General features: G+C 60.9%; 13 protein-coding genes. 11 read left to right on the forward strand and 2 right to left on the reverse strand.

Annotation, left to right across the window (positions count from 1 at the left end; translation table 11 throughout):
• Positions 1 to 12 precede the first annotated feature (12 nt).
• From treZ to FBY12_RS04795, 11 genes are all read left to right on the forward strand, one after another.
• A complete protein-coding gene (treZ, locus tag FBY12_RS04745) occupies positions 13 to 1,782 on the forward strand; it encodes a malto-oligosyltrehalose trehalohydrolase (protein ID WP_145251572.1) in 1,770 nt (589 codons plus the stop codon).
• A 33-nt stretch (positions 1,783 to 1,815) separates the two neighbouring features.
• Positions 1,816 to 3,894 (forward strand): 4-alpha-glucanotransferase, encoded by a 2,079-nt coding sequence (malQ, locus tag FBY12_RS04750; protein ID WP_145251574.1) that lies wholly within the window; start codon positions 1,816 to 1,818, stop codon positions 3,892 to 3,894.
• Positions 3,891 to 6,686, forward strand: a complete 2,796-nt coding sequence (locus FBY12_RS04755) for a malto-oligosyltrehalose synthase (protein WP_145251576.1) — start codon at positions 3,891 to 3,893, stop codon at positions 6,684 to 6,686. Before malQ ends, FBY12_RS04755 begins: the two co-directional genes overlap by 4 nt.
• A gap of 21 nt (positions 6,687 to 6,707) precedes the next feature.
• The gene (locus tag FBY12_RS04760; RefSeq protein WP_145251578.1) at positions 6,708 to 7,073 is read left to right on the forward strand and encodes a DUF2934 domain-containing protein; all 366 of its coding nucleotides are present in this window, start codon (positions 6,708 to 6,710) and stop codon (positions 7,071 to 7,073) included.
• A gap of 231 nt (positions 7,074 to 7,304) precedes the next feature.
• Positions 7,305 to 9,464: a glycogen debranching protein GlgX gene (gene glgX, locus FBY12_RS04765; RefSeq protein WP_145251580.1), complete on the forward strand. Its 2,160-nt coding sequence runs from the start codon at positions 7,305 to 7,307 to the stop codon at positions 9,462 to 9,464.
• A 1-nt stretch (position 9,465) separates the two neighbouring features.
• The gene (locus FBY12_RS04770; RefSeq protein WP_145251582.1) at positions 9,466 to 10,455 is read left to right on the forward strand and encodes an acyl-CoA dehydrogenase family protein; all 990 of its coding nucleotides are present in this window, start codon (positions 9,466 to 9,468) and stop codon (positions 10,453 to 10,455) included.
• Positions 10,452 to 11,210, forward strand: a complete 759-nt coding sequence (locus FBY12_RS04775; protein WP_145251584.1) for a PIG-L deacetylase family protein — start codon at positions 10,452 to 10,454, stop codon at positions 11,208 to 11,210. The genes FBY12_RS04770 and FBY12_RS04775 overlap by 4 nt, the downstream gene beginning before the upstream one ends.
• Complete coding sequence (locus FBY12_RS04780) at positions 11,207 to 11,806, forward strand: SAM-dependent methyltransferase (RefSeq protein WP_145251586.1); 600 nt, start codon at positions 11,207 to 11,209, stop codon at positions 11,804 to 11,806. Before FBY12_RS04775 ends, FBY12_RS04780 begins: the two co-directional genes overlap by 4 nt.
• 229 nt (positions 11,807 to 12,035) lie before the next feature.
• Complete coding sequence (locus tag FBY12_RS04785; RefSeq protein WP_145251588.1) at positions 12,036 to 12,794, forward strand: PIG-L deacetylase family protein; 759 nt, start codon at positions 12,036 to 12,038, stop codon at positions 12,792 to 12,794.
• Between the two features lie 697 nt (positions 12,795 to 13,491).
• Complete coding sequence (locus tag FBY12_RS04790; RefSeq protein WP_145252322.1) at positions 13,492 to 14,247, forward strand: endonuclease/exonuclease/phosphatase family protein; 756 nt, start codon at positions 13,492 to 13,494, stop codon at positions 14,245 to 14,247.
• Positions 14,248 to 14,648: 401 nt separating this feature from the next.
• Positions 14,649 to 15,716 carry an autotransporter outer membrane beta-barrel domain-containing protein gene (locus FBY12_RS04795; RefSeq protein WP_145251590.1) on the forward strand — a complete coding sequence of 356 codons (1,068 nt, stop codon included), beginning with the start codon at positions 14,649 to 14,651 and terminating at the stop codon, positions 15,714 to 15,716.
• 128 nt (positions 15,717 to 15,844) lie between these two features.
• Here the strand turns inward: FBY12_RS04795 and glgB are convergent, their stop codons facing one another.
• Both glgB and treS read right to left on the reverse strand, forming a co-directional pair.
• Complete coding sequence (gene glgB, locus FBY12_RS04805; RefSeq protein WP_145251594.1) at positions 15,845 to 18,076, reverse strand: 1,4-alpha-glucan branching protein GlgB; 2,232 nt, start codon at positions 18,074 to 18,076, stop codon at positions 15,845 to 15,847.
• Between the two features lie 2 nt (positions 18,077 to 18,078).
• Complete coding sequence (gene treS / locus FBY12_RS04810; RefSeq protein ID WP_145251596.1) at positions 18,079 to 21,420, reverse strand: maltose alpha-D-glucosyltransferase; 3,342 nt, start codon at positions 21,418 to 21,420, stop codon at positions 18,079 to 18,081.
• Between the last annotated feature and the right edge of the window lie 7 nt (positions 21,421 to 21,427).

The following is a 21,427-nucleotide window of genomic DNA, read 5'->3' on the forward strand; positions in this document are numbered from 1 at the left end:
GAGGTTTCAACGATGCCGTTACGGACCCTTGACACCTGGCCCCACGGCGCAGTGATGCTGGACGCAGAAAACACGCGTTTTGCCTTGTGGGCTCCAGATGCGTCGAACGTCAGTGTCAAATTGGATGATGGACAATCTTTACCCCTGCAGCCCCACGCCGACGGCTGGTTTGTCTTGCAAACCCGCTGCCCGGCCGGGACGCAATACCGCTACAACATCGACGACGAAATCGACGTGCCGGACCCGGCGTCCCGCGCCCAGGCCGGTGACCTCGACCGCCATAGCGTGGTCGTCGATCACCTTGCCTATCATTGGCAACACAACGCCTGGCAAGGTCGGCCGTGGAACGACGCGGTCATCTACGAATTGCACGTCGGCACGCTCGGCGGCTTCAGTGAAGTCGAGCAGCACCTGGCGCGCCTCGTTGAGTTGGGCGTCACCGCGATTGAACTGATGCCGCTCGCGCAATTCCCCGGCAATCGCAATTGGGGCTACGACGGCGTTCTGCCCTACGCGCCGCAGGCCTCTTACGGCACGCCCGAGCAACTGAAACACCTGATCGACACCGCGCACGGCCATGGCCTCGCGGTGATTCTCGACGTCGTTTACAACCACTTCGGCCCCGATGGCAATTACCTGCATCGCTACGCCAAGGGTTTCTTCCGCGAAGATAAACACACGCCTTGGGGCGCAGCGATCGACTTCCGCCGCCGCGAAGTGCGCGATTTCTTTATCGAAAACGCGCTGATGTGGCTGATGGAATACCGCTTCGACGGCTTGCGCCTGGACGCGGTACACGCCATCGAATCGCCGGATTTCCTTCAGGAACTGGCGCGACGCGTGCGCGAACAGACTCGCCCCGGCCGCCACGTGTGGCTCAACGTCGAGAACGAACACAATCAGGCGAGCCTGCTCGAACAGGGTTTCGACGCGCAGTGGAACGACGACGGCCACAACGCGCTGCACGTTTTGCTGACCGGCGAAACCGACGCTTATTACGAAGACTATGCAGAGAACCCGACCGAACAATTGGCTCGTTGCCTCAGCGAAGGCTTCGTGTTTCAGGGCCATATCAATCGGCATGGCGAAGCGCGTGGCGAGCCTAGCGGCCATCTGCCGCCGAGTGCATTCGTGCTGTTCTTGCAGAATCACGACCAGATCGGCAATCGCGCTTTCGGCGAACGCCTGCACCAATTGGCACCGACCGATGCGTTGAAAGCCGCGACCGCGCTGCTGCTGTTGTCGCCGATGATTCCGCTGATGTTCATGGGTGACGAGTTTGCCGCCGAGCAACCGTTCCTGTTTTTCACCAGCCACCACGGTGAACTGGCAGAACTGGTGCGCGAAGGTCGGCGCAACGAATTCGCCGCGTTCAGCGCCTTCAAGGATCCGCACAAGCGCGAGAAGATCCCCGATCCGAATGCGCCGGAAACCTTCAAAGCCTCTCAGCCGCATCCGCTCGGCGACCCGTCGCAAGAGGCGATGCATGATTTGTATCGCCAACTGCTGAAACTGCGCCATCAACACATCATTCCCCATCTGCCGGGCGCCACAGCCCTTGGCACCGAGGTGCTGGGCGAAGGTGCGGTGAGTGCGCGCTGGCAGTTGGGTGATGGCAGCCACCTGCGTATTGACCTGAACCTCAGCGACGCGCCCGTGGTCCACCCTCCACAGGCCGATGCGTTGCTGCTGTTCGAACACCCGCCCGCGTCCGGCCTGATGGATCAGAGCAGCCTCGCCCCTTTTAGCGTGCTCGTCAGCCTCACGGCTGCAAACCCTTAGCGACATGATTTGGCTATCTGAAGGAGAGCGCCTATGAGCGATGCGCAACTGGAAATACTGGCCAGCCGAGCTGGCCTGGCCGTCGACTGGATCGACGCCAACGGACGCCAACAGAAAGTCGCCCCCGCAGTATTGCGCGCCGTTTTGACCGGCCTCGGTCACCCGGCGGGCAGCGCTCAGGAAATCGACGCGAGCCTCCTGCAATTGCAGGAAGTGCAGCAAATCCGGCACCTGCCGCCAATGATCACCGCAGATGTCGGGGTTGGGGTTGATCTGGCGCGTTACTTCGAACCGTTGACGCCCTGCGAGATACACCTCGAGGACGGCGCGCGACTGAACCTGAAACTGGACGCCAACGCGGTGCTGCCAGGTTTGGTTCCGGTCGGCTATCAGCACGTCAGCATCGACGGCCAGACCTTCACCCTCGCGGTGGCGCCCGAGCGTTGCTACAGCGTCGGCGATGCGGTCAACAGCCCGATCCCGCGCACTTGGGGTTTGAGCGTGCAGCTGTATTCGCTGCGTCGCCCCGGCGACGGCGGTTTCGGCGACACCCAGGCCCTCGAAGAATTGGCCCGCGTGGCCGGTGAACGCGGCGCCGAGGCGCTGGCGATCAGCCCGATGCACGCAATGTTCAGCAACGACACCCACCGCTACAGCCCGTATTCACCGTCCAGCCGTCTGTTCCTCAACAGCCTCTACGCCGCGCCGGGCTCGATCCTTGGCGAACGTGCGCTGCGTGACGCGATTGAAGCGGCCGGCCTGGGCGAACAACTGCAAGCCCTTGAAGCGCTGCCGCTGATCGACTGGCCGGTCGCCGCTGAAGCCAAGCACCGACTGCTGCAAGCGCTTTATGAAGGTTTCGTTCACGGCGAACATCCGCTGCACGAAGACTTCAGCAGTTTCCGCCATGCCGGTGGCGAAGCGCTGGAAAACCATTGCCGTTTCGAAGCCATTCAAGAGGCCCGCTCCGCCAAGGGTGAAGAGCTCGACTGGCGCCACTGGCCCGAAGAGTGGCGCGATCCGCGCAGCGCCGCCCTCGCCGATTTCGCTGAAGAAAATGCCGGGCGTATCGGCTTCTTCGCGTTCTGCCAATGGCTGATCGCCCGTTGCCTGGAGCGCGCGCAAGTCGCCGCCCGCAGCGCCGGCATGGGCGTTGGCTTGATCGCTGACCTGGCGGTTGGCGCCGACGGCGGCGGCAGTCAGGCCTGGAGCCGTCAGGATGAATTGCTCGCCTCGCTGACTGTCGGCGCACCGCCCGACATTCTCAATCGCACGGGCCAGGGCTGGGGCATTTCCGCGTTTTCCCCGGAAGGCCTGGTGCGCAACGGCTTCCGCGCGTTTATTGAAATGCTCCGCGCCAATTTCGCCCACGCCGGCGGCCTGCGCATCGACCATGTGATGGGCCTGCAACGTTTGTGGGTGATCCCTAACGACGCCTCGCCCGCCGATGGCGCGTATCTGTATTACCCGGTGGACGACCTGCTGCGTTTGCTCGCCCTCGAATCGCATCGGCACAAGGCGATTGTCCTCGGCGAAGACCTTGGCACTGTCGCCGAAGGCTTGCGCGAAAAACTCATCGCCCGCTCGATTCTCGGCATGCGCGTGCTGTTGTTCGAGCAGGACAACACGCACTTCAAGCCACCGCTCGAATGGCCGGACAACGCGCTGGCCACCACCAGCACTCACGACTTGCCGACAATCAATGGCTGGTGGCATGGCCACGACATTGACTGGAACGCACGCTTGGGATTGGTCGATGCGAAAACCGAAATCGAGTGGCGCCAGCACCGTGAACGCGAGCGCGAAGGCCTGCGCCGGGTGCTCAGTGAAGACCCGCAGAATTTCCGCGAAGAGTCCCACGAATCCGATCAGGTGCTCGATGCCGCGATCCGTTTCCTCGGGCACACCCGCGCGCCGCTGGTGTTGCTGCCGATTGAAGATGCCATGGGCATCGAACAACAAGCCAACCTGCCCGGCACCACCGATTCGCACCCGAACTGGTCGCGACGCCTGCCCGGTGCCAGCGAAACCCTACTCGATAACCCGGACGCCGCCCGGCGTGTGGAACTGCTCGCCTGCGCGCGACTTCAGGCTGCTGAGCGTGATCAATGAACCAGACGTCAATCCAACCGTTACGCGCAACCCTGCGCCTGCAATTTCATAAAGACTTCACCCTCGACGACGCGGTGCCGCTGGTGCCGTACTTCGCCCGCCTCGGCATCAGCCATGTCTACGCCTCGCCGCTGTTGAGCGCGCGGGCCGGCTCGATGCACGGTTACGACGTGGTCGACCCGACCACGGTCAACCCGGAACTCGGTGGCGAAGCGGCGCTGCGCCGATTGGTCGCGGCCCTGCGCGAAAAGAACATGGGGCTGATCCTCGATATCGTCTCCAACCACATGGCGGTCGGCGGCAGCGATAACCCGTGGTGGCTGGACTTGCTGGAGTGGGGCCGCCTGAGCCCGTACGGCGAATTCTTCGACATTCAGTGGCATTCGCCGGACCCGCTCATGTCCGGGCAATTACTCCTGCCGTTTCTTGGCAGCGACTACGGTGTGGCGTTGCAGGACGGCACCCTGGCGCTGCAATTCGATGCGAAAAAAGGTGAGTTTTACGTCAAGCATTACGATCATCACTTCCCGATTTGCCCGATGCATTACGGCGAACTGCTCAAGCCTGACGAGCAACTCAACGCCGAACAAACCGAGCAGCTGAAGTTTCTCAGCGACCGTTTTGCCGCCCTGAGCTACCAGACCGATGCCCATAACCTCGCCGCACCGCTGCAAAAAGAGCTGACCGAACTGGCCGCCGACCCGGCGATTTTGCGAGTCATCGAGCAGCACCTCCGCGCCTACGATTCGCTGACGCCGGAAGGTTTCCAGAACCTGCACAACCTGCTCGAACGCCAGAGTTATCGCTTGGCGAGCTGGCGCACGGCGGCGGATGACATCAACTGGCGGCGCTTTTTCGACGTCAACGAACTCGGCGGTTTGCGCGTCGAGCGTCCGGCGGTGTTTGAAGAAACCCACGCGAAGATCTTCGAACTGATTGCCGAAGGTCTGGTGGATGGTTTGCGCATCGACCACATCGATGGCCTCGCCGACCCGCGTGGTTATTGCCGCAAACTGCGCCGTCGGGTCGATAGTCTGTCGCCGCAGCGGCACTTGCCGATCTACGTCGAGAAGATCCTCGGCGAAGGTGAAACCCTGCACCGCGACTGGTCGGTGGATGGCACCACCGGTTACGAATTCATGAACCAGTTATCGTTGTTGCAGCATGATCCGGCCGGTGCAGAAACCCTCGGTGAACTGTGGAATCGCCACAGCGAGCGGCCTGCCGAATTCATTCGCGAGGCACAACTGGCGCGTCAGCAGATCCTCAATGGTTCGCTGGCCGGCGACTTCGAAAGCGTCGCGCAAGCCCTGCTGCAAGTGGCGCGTGACGACCTGATGACCCGCGACCTGACCCTCGGCGCAATCCGCCGCGCCTTGCAGGAATTGATTGTGCATTTCCCGGTGTACCGCACTTACATCAGCCCGCGCGGGCGCTCGGCCGAAGATGATGTGTTTTTCCAGCAGGCCATGGACGGCGCGCGGCAGACCTTGGGCGAGGCCGATTGGCCGGTGCTTGATTGCCTCGCCGGTTGGCTTGGTGGCGAGCCTTGGCGCAAACGCCCGGTGGGTCGTCAACGCAAGATCCTCAAGCATGCGTGTGTGCGGTTCCAGCAACTGACTTCGCCGGCAGCGGCGAAAGCGGTGGAAGACACCGCGTTTTATCGTTCGGCGGTATTACTGTCGCGCAACGACGTGGGGTTCAGCACCGAGCAGTTCAGCGCGCCGCTCAGTGACTTCCATGACGCGTGCCTCAATCGTCTGCAAACCTTCCCGCACAACCTGCTGGCCACTGCGACCCACGACCACAAACGTGGTGAAGACACCCGCGCACGCCTGGCGGTGTTGAGTGAGCGCAGCGCGTGGTACGCCGAACAGGTCGAACACTGGCGCAGGTTGGCTGCAGATTTGCGCAGCGACGAGCTTTCGCCATCGGCCGGTGACGAGTTGATTCTGTATCAGGCGATCCTCGGCAGTTGGCCGTTGGGCCTGCGCAGCGATGATCAACCGGCGTTGCAGGATTACGCCAAACGTCTGTGGCAGTGGCAGCAGAAAGCCTTGCGCGAAGCCAAGTTGCAAAGCAGCTGGAGCGCCAACAACGAGGCTTACGAGCAAGCCACCGAAGCCTTCCTCAATCGCGTATTGCTGAGCCCGGAGGGTTTGCCGCTGCGCTCCTCCCTCGCGGACGCAGTGCAGGCGACTGCCGCGCCGGGAGCGCTGAACAGCCTGGCGCAAACCTTGCTGCGCATGACCGTGCCAGGCGTGCCGGACCTGTATCAGGGCAACGACTATTGGGATTTCACCCTGGTCGACCCGGACAACCGGCGCCCGGTGGACTACCCCGCTCGCCAGCAGTCGCTGCAAGCCGCGCCGGACCTCGGCGCATGGCTGAGCAACTGGCAAGACGGGCGCATCAAGCAAGGCCTGATCGCGCGCACGCTGAACTGGCGCGCCGAGAATGCCGAGTTGTTCGGCCAAGGCACCTATGAACCGCTGGAAGTGCTCGGCAGCGAAGCGCAACGAGTGTTGGCGTTTGCTCGTCAACATCAGGGCCAATACGCAATCGTGATCGTGCCGATTCGCTGCGCCGGGTTGCTGGAAAACAGTGCCGTGCCGCAGGTCGACGCGCTGCGCTGGGGCGATACGCGGGTGAAATTACCGTTCGCCGCCCCGGAAGAAAACCTGAAGGGACTTTTTTCAAACGCAGCAGTCACAAACCACAGGGAGCTGAACATCAGCGCCGCGCTGGGGGATTTCCCGGTCAATCTCTTTATCCAAACTATTCACACTTGAGTTCAGTTCAGGAGCATTGCGATGAGCACCGACGATAAACGCGTTCGCGAATTTGCCTATCAAATATGGGAATCCGAAGGTAAGCCCGAAGGGCAGGAAGAGCGCCACTGGGAGATGGCCCGCAAGCTGGCCGAAGCCGAAGCCCTGGCGCCGAAGAAATCCGCCAAGGCTGGCGCGGGCAAGGCTGCTGCCGGCAAAACCGGCGCGGCCAAACCGGAAGCTGCCAAGACCGACAGCAAGCTGAACGGTCAGGCGGATGGTCAGGCTGGCGCGGCTAAAACCAAAGCCAAAGTCAAACCGGCAGCGGCTGCAGCCAAAGTCACCCCGCCGGGTGAAAAGGCTGCCGAGAAGAAACCGCGCACCGCGAAGAAACCGCCGACGGCCTGACGCAAAACGCTTTAGTCCTGATTGAACGTGTGGCGGGCTTGCTCGCCACATCGGGGTCGCTCGCCCGAAAAAACATCGAGCACCTGTGGGAGCGAGCCTGCTCGCGATGGCAATGGGTCAGTCGCAGACTTGATGACTGACTCGTCGCTGTCGCGAGCAGGCTCGCTCCCACAGGCTGCTCCACCTGACTGACAGAACTCGTTACATACCCTATTTTGCAGGAGCACTTGAATGACCAGTCCAAAAAATGATGCGCCAGAAACTCGCACCGAGCCGTCGCGAATTCGTGAAGGCTTGCCCTTCCCGCTCGGCGCCACCTGGGACGGTCTGGGGGTCAACTTCGCATTGTTTTCCGCCAACGCCACCAAGGTCGAACTGTGCATCTTCGACGATTCCGGTGAAGTTGAGCTGGAGCGCATCGAGCTGCCGGAATACACCGACGAGATCTATCACGGCTACCTGCCCGACGCCCATCCGGGGCTGATCTACGGCTACCGCGTGTACGGTCCTTACGACCCGGCGAACGGCCATCGCTTCAACCACAACAAACTGTTGATCGACCCGTATGCCAAGCAATTGGTCGGCGAGCTGAAATGGTCGGAAGCGTTGTTCGGCTACACCATTGGCCACAAAGACGCCGACCTCAGCTTCGATGAACGCGACAGCGCACCATTCGTGCCCAAGTGCAAAGTCATCGACCCGGCGCACACCTGGGGCAACGACCAACGCGTCAGCGTGCCGTGGGACAAGACGATCATTTATGAGACTCACGTGCGCGGCATCAGCATGCGTCACCCGGCCGTCCCGGAAAACGTGCGCGGCACCTTTGCCGGGTTGATGGTCGATGAAGTGATCGAGCACATCCGCAAGCTCGGTGTTTCCAGCGTGGAATTGCTGCCGATCCACGCGTTCGTCAATGACCAGCATTTGCTGCAAAAAGGCATGACCAACTACTGGGGCTACAACAGCATCGCGTTCTTTGCCCCGGACCCGCGCTATATCGCCAGCGGCAAGATTGCCGAGTTCAAGGAGATGGTTGCGCACCTGCACGAAGCCAATCTGGAAGTGATCCTCGACGTGGTCTACAACCACACCGCCGAGGGCAACGAGCAAGGTCCGACCCTGTCGATGCGCGGTATCGACAACGCTTCGTACTATCGCCTGATGCCGGATGACAAACGTTATTACATCAACGATTCCGGCACCGGCAACACCCTCGACCTGAGCCACCCATGCGTGCTGCAAATGGTCACTGACTCGCTGCGTTACTGGGCGACGGAAATGCACGTCGACGGTTTCCGCTTCGACCTCGCGACCATTCTCGGTCGCTACCACGACGGTTTCGACGAGCGCCACAGCTTCCTCGTCGCTTGCCGCCAGGATCCAGTGCTGCGTCAGGTAAAAATGATCGCCGAGCCGTGGGACTGCGGCCCTGGTGGTTATCAGGTTGGTGGGTTTCCGCCGGGCTGGGTCGAGTGGAACGACAAATTCCGCGATACCGTGCGCGCGTTCTGGAAAGGTGATGACGGCCAATTGGCTGATTTCGCCAGCCGCATGACCGCGTCCGGCGAGATGTTCAACCAGCGCGGTCGGCGCCCTTATGCGTCGGTGAACTTCATCACCGCGCACGACGGTTTCACCCTCAACGATCTGGTGTCGTACAACGATAAGCACAACGAAGCCAACGACGAAAACAACCAGGATGGCAGCAATAACAACCTGTCATGGAACCACGGCGTCGAAGGCCCGACTGACGATCCGGAAATCAACGAACTGCGCCAGCGGCAGATGCGTAACTTTTTCGCCACGCTGCTGCTGTCGCAAGGCACGCCAATGCTGGTGGCCGGTGACGAGTTCGCGCGCACCCAGGACGGCAACAACAACGCGTATTGCCAGGACAGCGAGATCGGCTGGGTCAACTGGGATCTGAGCGCTGACGGCAAAGCGTTGCTGAAGTTCGTCAAACGCCTGATCAAGCTGCGTCTGGCGTATCCGATCCTGCGTCGTGGGCGCTTCCTGGTCGGCAATTACAACGAGGACATCGGCGTCAAAGATGTCACTTGGCTGGCCCCGGATGGTAACGAAATGTCCACCGAACAATGGGAAGAGGCGCACGGTCGCTGCCTCGGCATGCTGCTCGACGGTCGCGCCCAGGAAACCGGGATTCGCCGCAAGGGTGGCGATGCGACGTTGCTGCTGGTGGTCAACGCGCACCACGACGTGGTCAATTTCACCCTGCCGGAAGTCCCGGATGGCGGTCACTGGACCTGCATGATCGACACTAATCAGCCGTCGATCCGTGGCCAGGAACGCTTCGAGTTTGGTCACGAATACTCGGTCACCGGCCGCTCGCTGCTGCTGTTCGAACTGCAGCATGAGGAAGAAGAGTGAAATGGACTTACAGGCGTTCTTGCATCAACAACCGCCCGGCTACGCTGATACCCAAGCGTTAGGCCGGTGCCTGCGGGCGCTGGTGGAAGCCGGTTTCGATCAGCTTCCACTGCCCGGCAGCGGGCAAACCCTGGCGCGTTTCCAGCGCCTGGCCGAGGTCGGCGGTCACGACCTCGGGCTGTGCAAATTGTACGAAGGGCACACCGACGCGCTGGCGATCATCCAGCAACTCGGTGGCTCGCCGACGCCCGCCAGCACGTGGGGCATGTGGGCCGCCGAACCGCCGCAAGCCAAGGTTCGCGTCACGCCTTCCGGGCAGATGGTTTTGCTCGATGGGCGCAAAGCCTGGTGTTCCGGCGCGGCGGTGTTGAGCCACGCGCTGCTCACCGCTTGGGATGATCAGGATCAGCAACAATTGGTTGCCGTCGCGCTGGATCAACCCGGCGTGACCGTGACCACTGACGGCTGGCAAGCAGTGGGCATGGCCGCCACCGGCAGCGTTGAAGTGGTGTTCGAGGGCGCCGAGGCGCAAGCCATCGGCAACCCCAGCGATTACTTGCAGCGCCCCGGTTTCTGGCAGGGCGGCATCGGCATTGCCGCGTGCTGGTACGGCGCGGCACAGAGCATCGCCGAGCGTTTGCGTCGCCACTGTGCGCAACGCCCGGAACCGCATGCGCTGGCGCATTTGGGCGCGGTCGACAGTGCGTTGCACGCAGCGGCAGAAGTGCTGCGGGTCAGCGCGCTGGCGATCGACGCGCAACCCACGGCCAACGCAGAACTGCTGGCATGCCGCGCTCGGGCGGTGGTGGAAAATTCTGCCGAGCAGGTTATCCAGCACGTCGGCCGAGCCCTCGGTGCCGGGCCTTATTGCAAGGATCGGCAGTTTGCGCAGTTGATCGCGGATCTGCCGGTTTTCCTTCGCCAAAGCCACGCCGAACGTGACCTTGCCGCGCTCGGGCAAGCAGTGCTCAACGAGGATTGGACGTTATGAAAGCCAATCCTATCGTGGGTCAGGGCACGCCGCTGCGGCTCTGGCAAACCTCGCGGCAACTGGCGCAATTGCCTGCCATCGACATTCTGGATCTGGTGCCGGAAGGTGCGCGCGCGGTGATTATCGCGCCGCACCCGGATGATGAAGTGTTGGGTTGTGGCGGGTTTCTGCAATTGCTCGCGGCGGCCGGGCGGGCGTTGCAACTGATTTCGGTCACTGATGGCAGCGCCAGCCATCCCGGTTCCGAACGCTGGCCGGCGGAGCGTCTGAGCATTATTCGTCCGCAGGAATCGGCGGAAGCGCTGCGTCGTCTCGATCTGCCGATGCACAGCCTTAAATGGCTGCGCGGCGGTTTTCAGGACAGTCAGGTCGCGGCGCGGGAGGACGAGCTGCGCGAGTTCATCGAACGGCATTTGCGCCCCGACGACGTGGTGTTCACCACGTGGAGCGAGGACGGCCATTGCGACCACGAAGCGGTGGGCCGCGCCAGTGCGGCGGCGGCGCAAAACGTCGGCGCGACGTTGCATGAGCTGCCGGTCTGGACTTGGCACTGGGCAACCCCGGAAGACAGCGTGGTCCCGTGGCATCGTGCGCGAAAGATTCTGCTGGAGCCGCACCTGGTCGCGCGCAAACGCCACGCCATCCACGCCTTCGCCAGCCAGTTGGAGGGCGATCCGCAAGTCGGTTTGCCGCCGGTGCTCGCACCGTATGTGCTGGACCGATTACTGCAACCGTTCGAGGTGGTGTTTTTATGAGTGTCGAGGATCGCTATTTCGATGGTTTGTTTGCCGGCAACGATGACCCGTGGGCCTTTCGTCAGCGCTGGTACGAGCAACGCAAACGCGCCATCACCCTCGCCGCCCTGCCCCGGCCGCGTTATCGGGCAATCTTCGAGCCCGGTTGCGCCAACGGCGAATTGAGCGCCGAACTGGCGAACCGCTGCGATCGGCTGTTGTGCTGCGACACGGCAGCGGCTGCGGTCGGGTTGGCGCAGACGCGTTTGAGTGTGTTCGAACACGCAGAAGTTCGGCAAAGTCGTTTGCCCGGTGATTGGCCGGACGAGAAGTTTGACCTGATTGTCATCAGCGAAATCGGCTACTACCTCGACGCCGAGGATTTGAAACGCCTGATTGTATCGGCTGAGCATTCCTTGACCGCCGACGGCCAATTGCTCGCCTGCCACTGGCGCCCGCCTATCGACGGCTGTCCGCTGAATGCGCGGCAGGTGCACGATCTGCTGCACGAGCATTTGCATTTGCCGCGTCTGGTGTTGCATCAGGAAGCGGATTTTCTCCTGGAAGTGTGGAGCCGTGAGCCACGCTCGGTGGCGGCACTGGAGGGCCTGCGCTAACCGGTTTCGCGGTGTTTTTTGCCGGACCACGGTGCAATTGGCATAAAAAAATCCGTATCAGATGAAACAGCGAGGCGACGAACCGGGTTGTATGAGCAATACTCTGTTCGCTGCAATCCAGGGTTCGGAGCGCAGTCGTTTGCCATCCACCAGCCTTCACGGGTCGGCCGGGCTTGTTTATTCAAGCGTCGTGCGCGATTGAGGGCGAGACAGAACAAGGACGTAACCCATGAAAACCGTGTACCTCAACGAAAGTCCCCTGCCAGCACAGATCTGGAACAACGCCCCGCAACTCGACAACATTCTGGTCATCAACACGCAAACTCTCGTTCCCGAAGGCGCTCGCGCCGTGATCATCGCGCCGCATCCGGGTGATGAAACGGTAATGTGCGGCGGTTTGTTGCAGCTGCTCTCGACCCTCGGCCATCCCCTGCAATTGATCTCGATCACCGACGGCAGCGCCAGCCATCCCGGCTCGCAGCAGTGGTCGGAGAAACGTTTGAGTGTGTTTCGCCCGCAGGAAAGCGTCGAAGCGGTGCGCCGCCTCGGGTTGCCGATGCACAGTTTGAAATGGATTCGCGGCGGTTTCACCGACAACGCCCTGGCCGAGCGCGAGCAGCAACTGACCCATTACATCGCACGCTATCTGCGCCCGGGCGACGTGGTGTTCAGCACTTGGCGCGAGGACGGCATCAACGACCACGATGCCGTGGGCCGCGCTGCGGCGAGGGCGGCGGCGATTGTCGGGGTGACCTTCAACGAAATGCCGGTCTGGGCCTGGCACTGGCCGGCCCGCGACCAAGCCAACATCCCCTGGCACCGAGCGCGCAAAATCCGCCTCGACACCTGGACCATCGCCCGCAAAAGCCACGCCACCCACGCCTACGCCAGCCAACTCGACGGCGAACCCGCCATCGGCATCGCCCCGCTGTTGCCCAAGTCCCTGCTGGAACGGATTCGATTGCCGTATGAGATTGTGTTTGTGTGAGGAGTAAATCCCTCAGCGCAAACCAGTCCCGCATCGAGCACACCCCCGCCCCGCCCACTGCGAAACCCTATAGGAGCTGAGCTTGCTCGCGATGGCGGTTTGTCAGATGAAAATTGTGGTGACTGACCCACCGCTTTCGCGAGCAAGCTCAGCTCCTACAAGGGTTCGGCGTCAGGCACAAAATCCGCGCCCACACACAAAACCTGTAGGAGTGAGCCTGCTCGCGATGGCGGTCTGCCAGATGAAAATTGTGGTGACTGACCCACCGCTTTCGCGAGCAAGCTCAGCTCCTACAGGGGTTCGGCGTCAGGCACAAAATCCGTGCCCCAACACAAATCACCTGTGGGAGCTGAGCTTGCTCGCGATGGCGGTTTGTCAGATGAAAATTGTGGTGACTGACCCACCGCTATCGCGAGCAAGCTCAGCTCCTACAGGGGTTCGGCGTCAGGCACAAAATCCGCGCCCCAACACAAATCACCTGTGGGAGCTGAGCTTGCTCGCGATGGCGGTATGTCAGGTGAAGATGATGGAGGCTAAACCACCGCTTTCGCGAGCAAGCTCAGCTCCCAACAAGCAATGGGTTGTGCATCGCGCTGAACTGCCCGCTTTCGTTTCAGTCGCATATCTTATGCAGCCTGGATTCAGAGGAGCCAACGTGACCAGCCACTCAGAACACCGCACGCCCGACACTGCGTCAATGAACTCGCCGACGGTTCATCGGTTACGGGTGTTGACGGTCAATACGCACAAGGGTTTTACCGCGCTGAATCGGCGTTTCATCCTCCCGGAATTGCGCGAAGCGGTACGCAGCACATCGGCGGATCTGGTGTTTTTGCAGGAGGTGGTCGGCGAGCACGAGCGCCATTCAAACCGCTACAACGAATGGCCACAGATGTCGCAATACGAATTCCTCGCCGACAGCATGTGGAGTGATTTCGCTTACGGCCGCAACGCGGTCTACCCCGATGGCCATCACGGCAACGCGCTGCTGTCGAAGTACCCGATCCGCGAATTCCGCAACCTCGACGTCTCGATCACCGGCCCCGAGCGCCGGGGTTTGTTGCACTGCATTCTCGACGTCCCCGGCCATGCCGAAGTCCACGCGATTTGCGTGCACTTGAGCCTGCTCGAAAGTCACCGCCAATTGCAGCTCCAACTCCTTTGCCAATTGCTCGAATCCTTGCCCGACGACGCCCCGGTGATCATTGCCGGCGACTTCAACGACTGGCAGTTGCAAGGCAATGCCGCCCTCGCCCGGCGCAATTACCTGCACGAAGCCTTCGAGCGCCATCAGGGTCGTCCGGCGAAAACCTACCCGGCGCGGTTCCCGTTGCTGCGCCTGGACCGCATCTACCTGCGCAATGCCAGCAGCCACAACCCGCAAATCCTCGGCAACCGGCCTTGGACGCACCTGTCCGACCATCTGCCGCTGGCAGTCGAAGTGCATCTTTGATTCGCATCGACATTGCCAATAACGACTGCAAGCGATTGAACCCGCCTCCAGCACCGACGGCCGACTCATCAGGATTCGGCCGTTAGCGACCTGGCAAAACCCGCGATCCCAGCAGTAGATTGATGATTTTTTGTACAAACAATCACTTAAGCACGTGCTGGATTTCAGGCAGTTGCGACCCACGAAATAGCCCGACCATTTATCGGCCATTTTCTTGACGCAGTGCCACTGGTCTTCTTAGCTACACCGTACTACCCCCGGAAATACCACCCGGGGCAAACCCGCAGACACCCGCGAACACGGGCGGCCACAGGCTTGCCTCACTCCATTCGGTCGCCCCTCATTCGGGGTAGGAGAGACGCCAGAGCGAGAAACGGCATGCGTTTGCAAGGTAGACCCCCATGAAAACTTCACTCACCCCTCAAGAGATCAAAATCACCTTTTGCACAGTTTCGAGTTCGCTCCTGCTGTGTTCGTCGATGGAAGTGCAGGCCGAACCTGCCGAAGACGAAACCGCCCCTTGGTATCGCCAAGAGGTGCCGAGCATGACCCTCCCTGCCGTCGCCGCCGTCTACCCGGGGCGCTTCAGTGTTCACCCGGATTTGCGAAGTTCGCGCCTGACGACTGAGGACGCCGCCCCGGCCGTCTGGGAGCAAATCTACGGTTTGGCCTCGCGCCAGGCACAAAGCGATTTTCAGTCCGCAAGTTTTGCGACGCCCGGCACCGACACCTTTAAAGGCCCGGCGCTGCTGACCCTGCAAAGCGGCAGCGGTCATGTGCAACGCATGGGTCTGGTCGGTGGCCTCAGTCAAATTCAGGGCAACAGCGATGGCCTGCTGAGTATTCGCGCCATGGCTGACCCGAATAGCACCACCCTTAACCTGCAAGGCCAGAGCCTCGGCGCTTATTGGAGCCTGACCGGGCCGCAAGGCTGGCATGTCGATTTGACCGCCAGCGGTGGCCGCGTCAATGGTTACAGCCGCGATGCGCAAGGCTTGCGCCAAGCCACCGAAGGCAGCGCGATGACCTTGTCGGTGGAAGGTGGCTACCCGATTGGCCTGGGCGAAAACTGGGTGGTCGAACCGCAGGCGCAGTTGATCAATCAGCGCATCACCCTCGACACACCGTACGCCGGCAACAGTAATGCGTCCTCCAGCGATCTGACGTCGTGGAGCGGCCGGGTCGGTGCGCGATTGAAAGGTAGTTACGACATTAACGGTTTGCCGGTCGAGCCCTATGTGCGGACCAATTTGTGGCACACGGTGTATACGGGCAATACCTTGACGCTGGACCAGGTGGACAAGATCAGCAGCAGCCGCAAATCGTCGACGGTCGAGTTGGGATTGGGTCTGGTGGCGAAGGTCACGCCAGCGGTCAGCCTGTACGTCAGCGCTGATTACAGCAGTGATGTGGATGACAACGATTTGAATGGCTTGATTGGCAGTCTGGGGGTGCGGATGCGCTGGTGATCGGTTCGCTTGAAGGATGGCGTCGACTGGGCTGACGCTATCGCGAGCAGGCTCACTCCTACAGGTGGAATGGATTCCAATGTAGGAGCGAGCCTGCTGGCGAATGGCTCAGTCGGTGCAGTCGCGGATCAACCCTCCGGACGCAGGATCAATACCGCCAGCGGCGGCAAGTTGAGCACCAGTGACAACGCCTGACCGTGGCTCGGCTCTTCTTCGGTGAACGCCCCGCCGCCATTGCCATAGTTGGAACCGGCGTAGGTGTCGGCGTCACTGTTGATCACTTCGCTCCAACGCCCGGCAAATGGCACGCCGATGCGATAAGCCTGACGCGGCACTGGCGTGAAGTTCGCCACCACCAGTACCGGGCGCCCGTCCTTGCTCCAGCGCAGGAATGCGTAAACGCTGTTTACCGCGTCGTCGCCGATCAGCCACTGGAAGCCCTGCGGCTTGTCGTCCTGATCGTGCAGCGCCGGTTCTTCGCGGTACAACCGGTTCAAGTCACCGACCAGTTTCTGCACGCCTTTGTGCTCGGAGTACTGCAGCAGATACCAGTCAAGTTGCTGATCGTGATTCCACTCGCGCCACTGGCCAAACTCGCAGCCCATGAACAACAGTTTTTTGCCCGGATGCGCCCACATGAAACTCAGATAAGCACGCAGGTTGGCAAATTTCTGCCAGCGATCGCCAGGCATCTTGTCGATCAGCGAATGCTTGCCGTGCACCACTTCATCGTGGGAAATCGGCAGGATGAAACGCTCGGACCACGCGTACACCAGGCCAAAACTCAGCTCGCTGTGGTGATGCGCGCGGTACACCGGGTCCTGCTGGATGTAATGCAACGAATCGTGCATCCAGCCCATGTTCCATTTGTAATCGAAACCGAGACCGCCCTGCTGGGTGTCCTGGCTGACGCCTGGCCATGCCGTGGATTCCTCGGCAATCACCAGCGCGCCGGGCGCTTCGATGTTGACCACGTCGTTGAGATGACGCAAAAAGTCGATGGCTTCGAGGTTTTCGCGACCGCCGTGACGGTTCGGTACCCACTCGCCAGCCTTGCGCGAGTAATCGCGATAGAGCATCGAGGCCACGGCATCGACGCGCAAACCGTCGATGTGGAAATGCTTGAGCCAGTGCAGCGCCGAAGCGAGCATGTAGCCGTGCACTTCGGTGCGGCCGAGGTTGTAGATCAGCGTGTCCCAATCCTGGTGGAAGCCTTCCATCGGGTTGGCGTATTCATACAACGCCGTGCCGTCGAACTGCGCCATGCCGTGGGTATCGGTCGGGAAATGCGCCGGCACCCAATCGAGGATCACGCCGATTTCCGCCTGGTGGCAGGCGTTGACGAACGCTGCGAAGTCATCCGGCGTGCCGTAACGCGCACTCGGGGCGAATTGCGAGAGCAACTGATAACCCCACGAGCCGCCGAATGGATGCTCCATGATCGGCATCAGTTCGATGTGCGTGAAACCCAGTTCCTTCACATACGGAATCAGCCGTTCGGCCAACTCGTGCCAGGTGTACTGACGCGCGACTTCGCCGAGATCGTCCAACTCGCACTGCCACGAACCGGCGTGCAATTCGTAAATCGACAGCGGCGCGCTCGGCAAATGCCGGTCAACGCGCGAGTTCATCCAGTCGTGGTCCTGCCAGTCGATGCTCAGCGGCGCCGCGACTTTCGACGCGGTGTCCGGCGGCATCTGGGTGGCCAGGGCCATCGGGTCAGCCTTGAGCGGCAGAATGCCGTTGGCGCCGAGAATTTCGTATTTGTACGCTTCGCCGGCCTTCAGACCAGGGATGAACAACTCCCAGACACCCGTCGGATGGCGCAAGCGCATCGGATGGCGGCGGCCATCCCAGACGTTGAAATCGCCGACCACCGACACGCGTTTGGCGTTCGGTGCCCACACGGCAAAACGCACACCGTCGACGCCATCGACGTTCTTCAGTTGCGCGCCGAGGCACGAGCTGAGGTCACGGTGATTGCCTTCGGCAAACAGGTACAAATCCATCTCGCCGAGCAATGGCCCGAAGCTGTACGGATCTTCCGCAACTTGCTCGCCACCGGCCCAACGGGTGCGCAGCAGGTACGGCTGGGCACGCTCGAAATGACCGACAAACAGCCCCGGCGTTTGCGTGGCTTCAAGACTGCCGAGCTCTTCGCCGGTGTCCTTGGCCAGCACCTGGACGCTCAATGCGTCCGGTAAAAATGCGCGAATGTACTGACCGCCAGCGCCGTCGCCGTGCGGCCCGAGAATCGAAAATGGATCGCGATGTTCGGCGCGTACCAGCGCGTCAATATCCCGCGCTCTGGGCAGCAACGCTTCTTTGTGTTGCCCCTGTTCCTTGTTCGAGAAACTCATGACTACTCTCCACCAAGATCGGAAAAGGGTTTAAGCCCACTCAATAACCCATATAAACCGTGCAACGGCACCGGCAGCCAAGTGGGGCGATTTTCCGCCTCATAAGCCACTTCATAGGCCGCCTTCTCCAGGCCGAACAACGCCAGCGCGGCGTCTTCGCCCTCAGGATCTTGCCACTCATGAGCAAGACTAGCTGCCGCCAGCCGATAAGCTTCGATAAATGCCTGTTGCGCTTCACTCAAATAACGATCGGCAACACGTTGCCGCGCGGCTTGAGCGTCGTCGGTGTTGTCGACGTTATGCACATTGATCGCCATCGCCGCTGCGTAATCAAACGAACGCAATACGCCGCTGACATCTTTATACGGGCTGTGTTTGCCGCGTCGCTCGCTGAGCGGCCGCGCCGGTTCACCCTCGAAGTCGATCAGGTAGGCATCGCCCTTGATCACCAGCACCTGGCCCAAATGCAAATCGCCATGGACCCGAATACGCAAACCACCCGCCGCTTTCTTGCCCAGGTCCTGGACATGGCTGAGGATGGTTTTTTTGTTTTCCAGCAAGCGAGTGACCAGTGCCTGGTCTGCCGGGTTCAATTCATTTTGATGCTGCTTGAGCAACTTCAATGAATGCTCAAGCTGCGCCGCCACGTCTTTCGCCGAGGCCAGCGCTTCTTTTTGCGAAGTCACCTGCGGCGCGAAGTTCGGGTTATCGGTCGGCGCTGCCAGTACCTGGTGCATTTCCCCGAGGCGCTGGCCGAGCATGCCGGCGAAATCCTTCAACTCGCCCAGAGCGTTGTAATGCTGCTCCTGCTCGGACATGGCGTTGGCCAGTTCGTCGCGCAGCGCTCGTTCGAGGTTGTTCTGGGTCCATTCCCACGCATCGCCCTGATTGCTCAAGTAGCCTTGGGCGATCATCAGCAGTGCGTCTTCGCCCTGCGCATCGCGGCGAATCACCGAACCGAGCAGCGGCGAAATATTGCTGAAGTTGGCCTCGGTGAGATAGGCGCTCATTTCCAGTTCCGGGTGAACCCCGGAAGCGACCTTGCGGATCAGCTTCAGCACCATGCCTTTGCCGACCACCACCGAACTGTTCGATTGCTCGGCGGACAGGTAACGCACTTCCGACTCGGCATTGAGACCAAGTTTTTCCAGTTGCGCGGTCGGTTCGAAACGGATCTCGCCTTCGCTGGACGTCAGCACGGTGCTGGCCTGCATGCCTTGCACAACGGCGCGAATGTAGGTTTCGAGGCTGAACGCATCCGTGATCAAACCGACCTGACGGCCGCGCCGCACGCGCGACAAAGCCAATTGGTGTGGCAACGCCGGGCCGGCGTGGTCTTCGGCGATAAAACCGAACGGCAGTTGATAACGGCTGGTCTGGCCGCCGCTGGTGACGTCGATTTCACTCAACAACACCGGGTGCTCGGCATCGCCGAACCTCACGCCATAAGCCATTTCGACTTTTTCGATGGTCGCGTCCTTGCCGGCGAACCAGCGACGGTTCTGCAGCCAGTTCGGCAAGATACTTTGCTCCAGCGTGCCGCGTGACGGCGCTTCGAGCAGTTCTTCCATGCGTTTTTTCAACACCAGAGTGGTGAAGTCCGGCAGGCTTTGCGCCGGTTCTACGTGCCAGCTGGGCATTTGATTCTCCGCTGCCAATACGAACCAATAGAAGCCGTATGGCGCCAGGGTCAGGAGAAAATTCAACTGACCGATTGGAGGGAAAGCATTACCGCCAAGCATTTCCACCGGAACCATGCCGGCGTAAGCCGACAAGTCCAGCTCCGCCGCTTGCGCACTGCGCGAGACGTTGGCGACGCAGAGGATGATTTCGTGCTTGCCATCCTCGCCGGTGAATTCACGGGTGTAAGCCAGAATTCGGCGGTTGCTTGGGGAAAGCATTTTCAGCGTGCCGCGACCAAACGCTTTTGACTGTTTGCGCACGGCGAGCATGCGCCGCGTCCAGTTCAGCAACGAATGCGGGTCGCCGGCCTGGGTTTCGACGTTGACCGATAGGTAGCCGTATTGCGGGTCCATGATCGGTGGCAGCACCAGGCTGGCCGGGTCGGCGCGGGAGAAACCGCCGTTGCGGTCAATCGACCACTGCATCGGCGTGCGCACGCCGTCGCGGTCGCCGAGGTAGATGTTGTCGCCCATGCCGATTTCATCGCCGTAATACAAAGTCGGCGTGCCCGGCATCGACAACAGCAAGCTGTTGAGCAATTCGACGCGACGACGGTCGCGCTCCATCAGTGGCGCCAGACGTCGGCGAATCCCCAAGTTAATCCGCGCCCGACGGTCGGCCGCGTAGTAATTCCACAGGTAATCGCGCTCTTTGTCGGTGACCATTTCCAGGGTCAGTTCATCGTGGTTGCGCAGGAAAATCGCCCATTGGCAATTGGCCGGAATTTCCGGGGTCTGGCGCAGGATGTCGGTGATCGGGAAACGGTCTTCCTGGGCCAGCGCCATGTACATGCGCGGCATCAGCGGGAAGTGGAACGCCATGTGGCATTCGTCGCCATTCAGGCCGATGTTGTCGGTGTCACCGAAATACAGCTGAGTATCTTCCGGCCATTGATTGGCTTCGGCGAGGAGCATGCGGTCGGGATAATTGGCGTCGATTTCGGCGCGGATCTGCTTGAGGACGGCGTGGGTTTCTGGGAGGTTTTCGTTGTTGGTGCCGTCGCGCTCGATCAGGTACGGAATCGCGTCCAGACGCAGGCCGTCGATGCCCATGTCCAACCAATAGCGCATCACTGACAGCACCGCTTTCATGACTTGCGGGTTGTCGAAATTGAGATCCGGCTGGTGCGAATAGAATCGGTGCCAGAAGTACTGGCCGGCGACCGGGTCCCAGGTCCAGTTGGACTTCTCGGTGTCGAGGAAAATGATCCGCGTGCCGTCGTACTTTTGGTCGTCATCGGACCAGACGTAGAAGTCCCGCGCCGCCGAGCCTTTTTTGGCTTTGCGCGCGCGCTGAAACCAGGCGTGCTGGTCGGAGGTGTGGTTGATGACGAGTTCGGTGATGACGCGCAAGCCGCGTTCATGGGCTTCGGCGATGAAGCGTTTGGCGTCGGCCATGGTCCCGTAATCGGGGTGCACACCACGGTATTCGGCGATGTCGTAACCGTCGTCGCGACGTGGCGAAGGGTAGAACGGCAACAGCCAGATGGTATTGACGCCGAGGTCGGCAATGTAATCGAGTTTGGCGATAAGGCCGGGAAAGTCGCCGATCCCGTCGTTATTGGAATCGAAAAAAGATTTGACGTGTACTTGGTAAATAACCGCGTCCTTGTACCAGAGCGGATCCTTGATAAACGTTGTGGCCTTGGGTTTCTTCGCCATTTGAAAC

The organism is Pseudomonas sp. SJZ131, assembly GCF_007828705.1.
GTDB lineage: Bacteria > Pseudomonadota > Gammaproteobacteria > Pseudomonadales > Pseudomonadaceae > Aquipseudomonas > Aquipseudomonas prosekii.

Excerpts from the sequence above, each read along its gene's own strand:
- treZ (WP_145251572.1), top strand. The coding sequence starts at position 13 with ATGCCGTTACGGACCCTTGACACCTGGCCCCACGGCGCAGTGATGCTG.
- malQ (WP_145251574.1), top strand. The coding sequence starts at position 1,816 with ATGAGCGATGCGCAACTGGAAATACTGGCCAGCCGAGCTGGCCTGGCC.
- FBY12_RS04755 (WP_145251576.1), top strand. The coding sequence starts at position 3,891 with ATGAACCAGACGTCAATCCAACCGTTACGCGCAACCCTGCGCCTGCAA.
- FBY12_RS04760 (WP_145251578.1), top strand. The coding sequence starts at position 6,708 with ATGAGCACCGACGATAAACGCGTTCGCGAATTTGCCTATCAAATATGG.
- glgX (WP_145251580.1), top strand. The coding sequence starts at position 7,305 with ATGACCAGTCCAAAAAATGATGCGCCAGAAACTCGCACCGAGCCGTCG.
- FBY12_RS04770 (WP_145251582.1), top strand. The coding sequence starts at position 9,466 with ATGGACTTACAGGCGTTCTTGCATCAACAACCGCCCGGCTACGCTGAT.
- FBY12_RS04775 (WP_145251584.1), top strand. The coding sequence starts at position 10,452 with ATGAAAGCCAATCCTATCGTGGGTCAGGGCACGCCGCTGCGGCTCTGG.
- FBY12_RS04780 (WP_145251586.1), top strand. The coding sequence starts at position 11,207 with ATGAGTGTCGAGGATCGCTATTTCGATGGTTTGTTTGCCGGCAACGAT.
- FBY12_RS04785 (WP_145251588.1), top strand. The coding sequence starts at position 12,036 with ATGAAAACCGTGTACCTCAACGAAAGTCCCCTGCCAGCACAGATCTGG.
- FBY12_RS04790 (WP_145252322.1), top strand. The coding sequence starts at position 13,492 with ATGAACTCGCCGACGGTTCATCGGTTACGGGTGTTGACGGTCAATACG.
- FBY12_RS04795 (WP_145251590.1), top strand. The coding sequence starts at position 14,649 with ATGAAAACTTCACTCACCCCTCAAGAGATCAAAATCACCTTTTGCACA.
- glgB (WP_145251594.1), bottom strand. The coding sequence starts at position 18,076 with ATGAGTTTCTCGAACAAGGAACAGGGGCAACACAAAGAAGCGTTGCTG.
- treS (WP_145251596.1), bottom strand. The coding sequence starts at position 21,420 with ATGGCGAAGAAACCCAAGGCCACAACGTTTATCAAGGATCCGCTCTGG.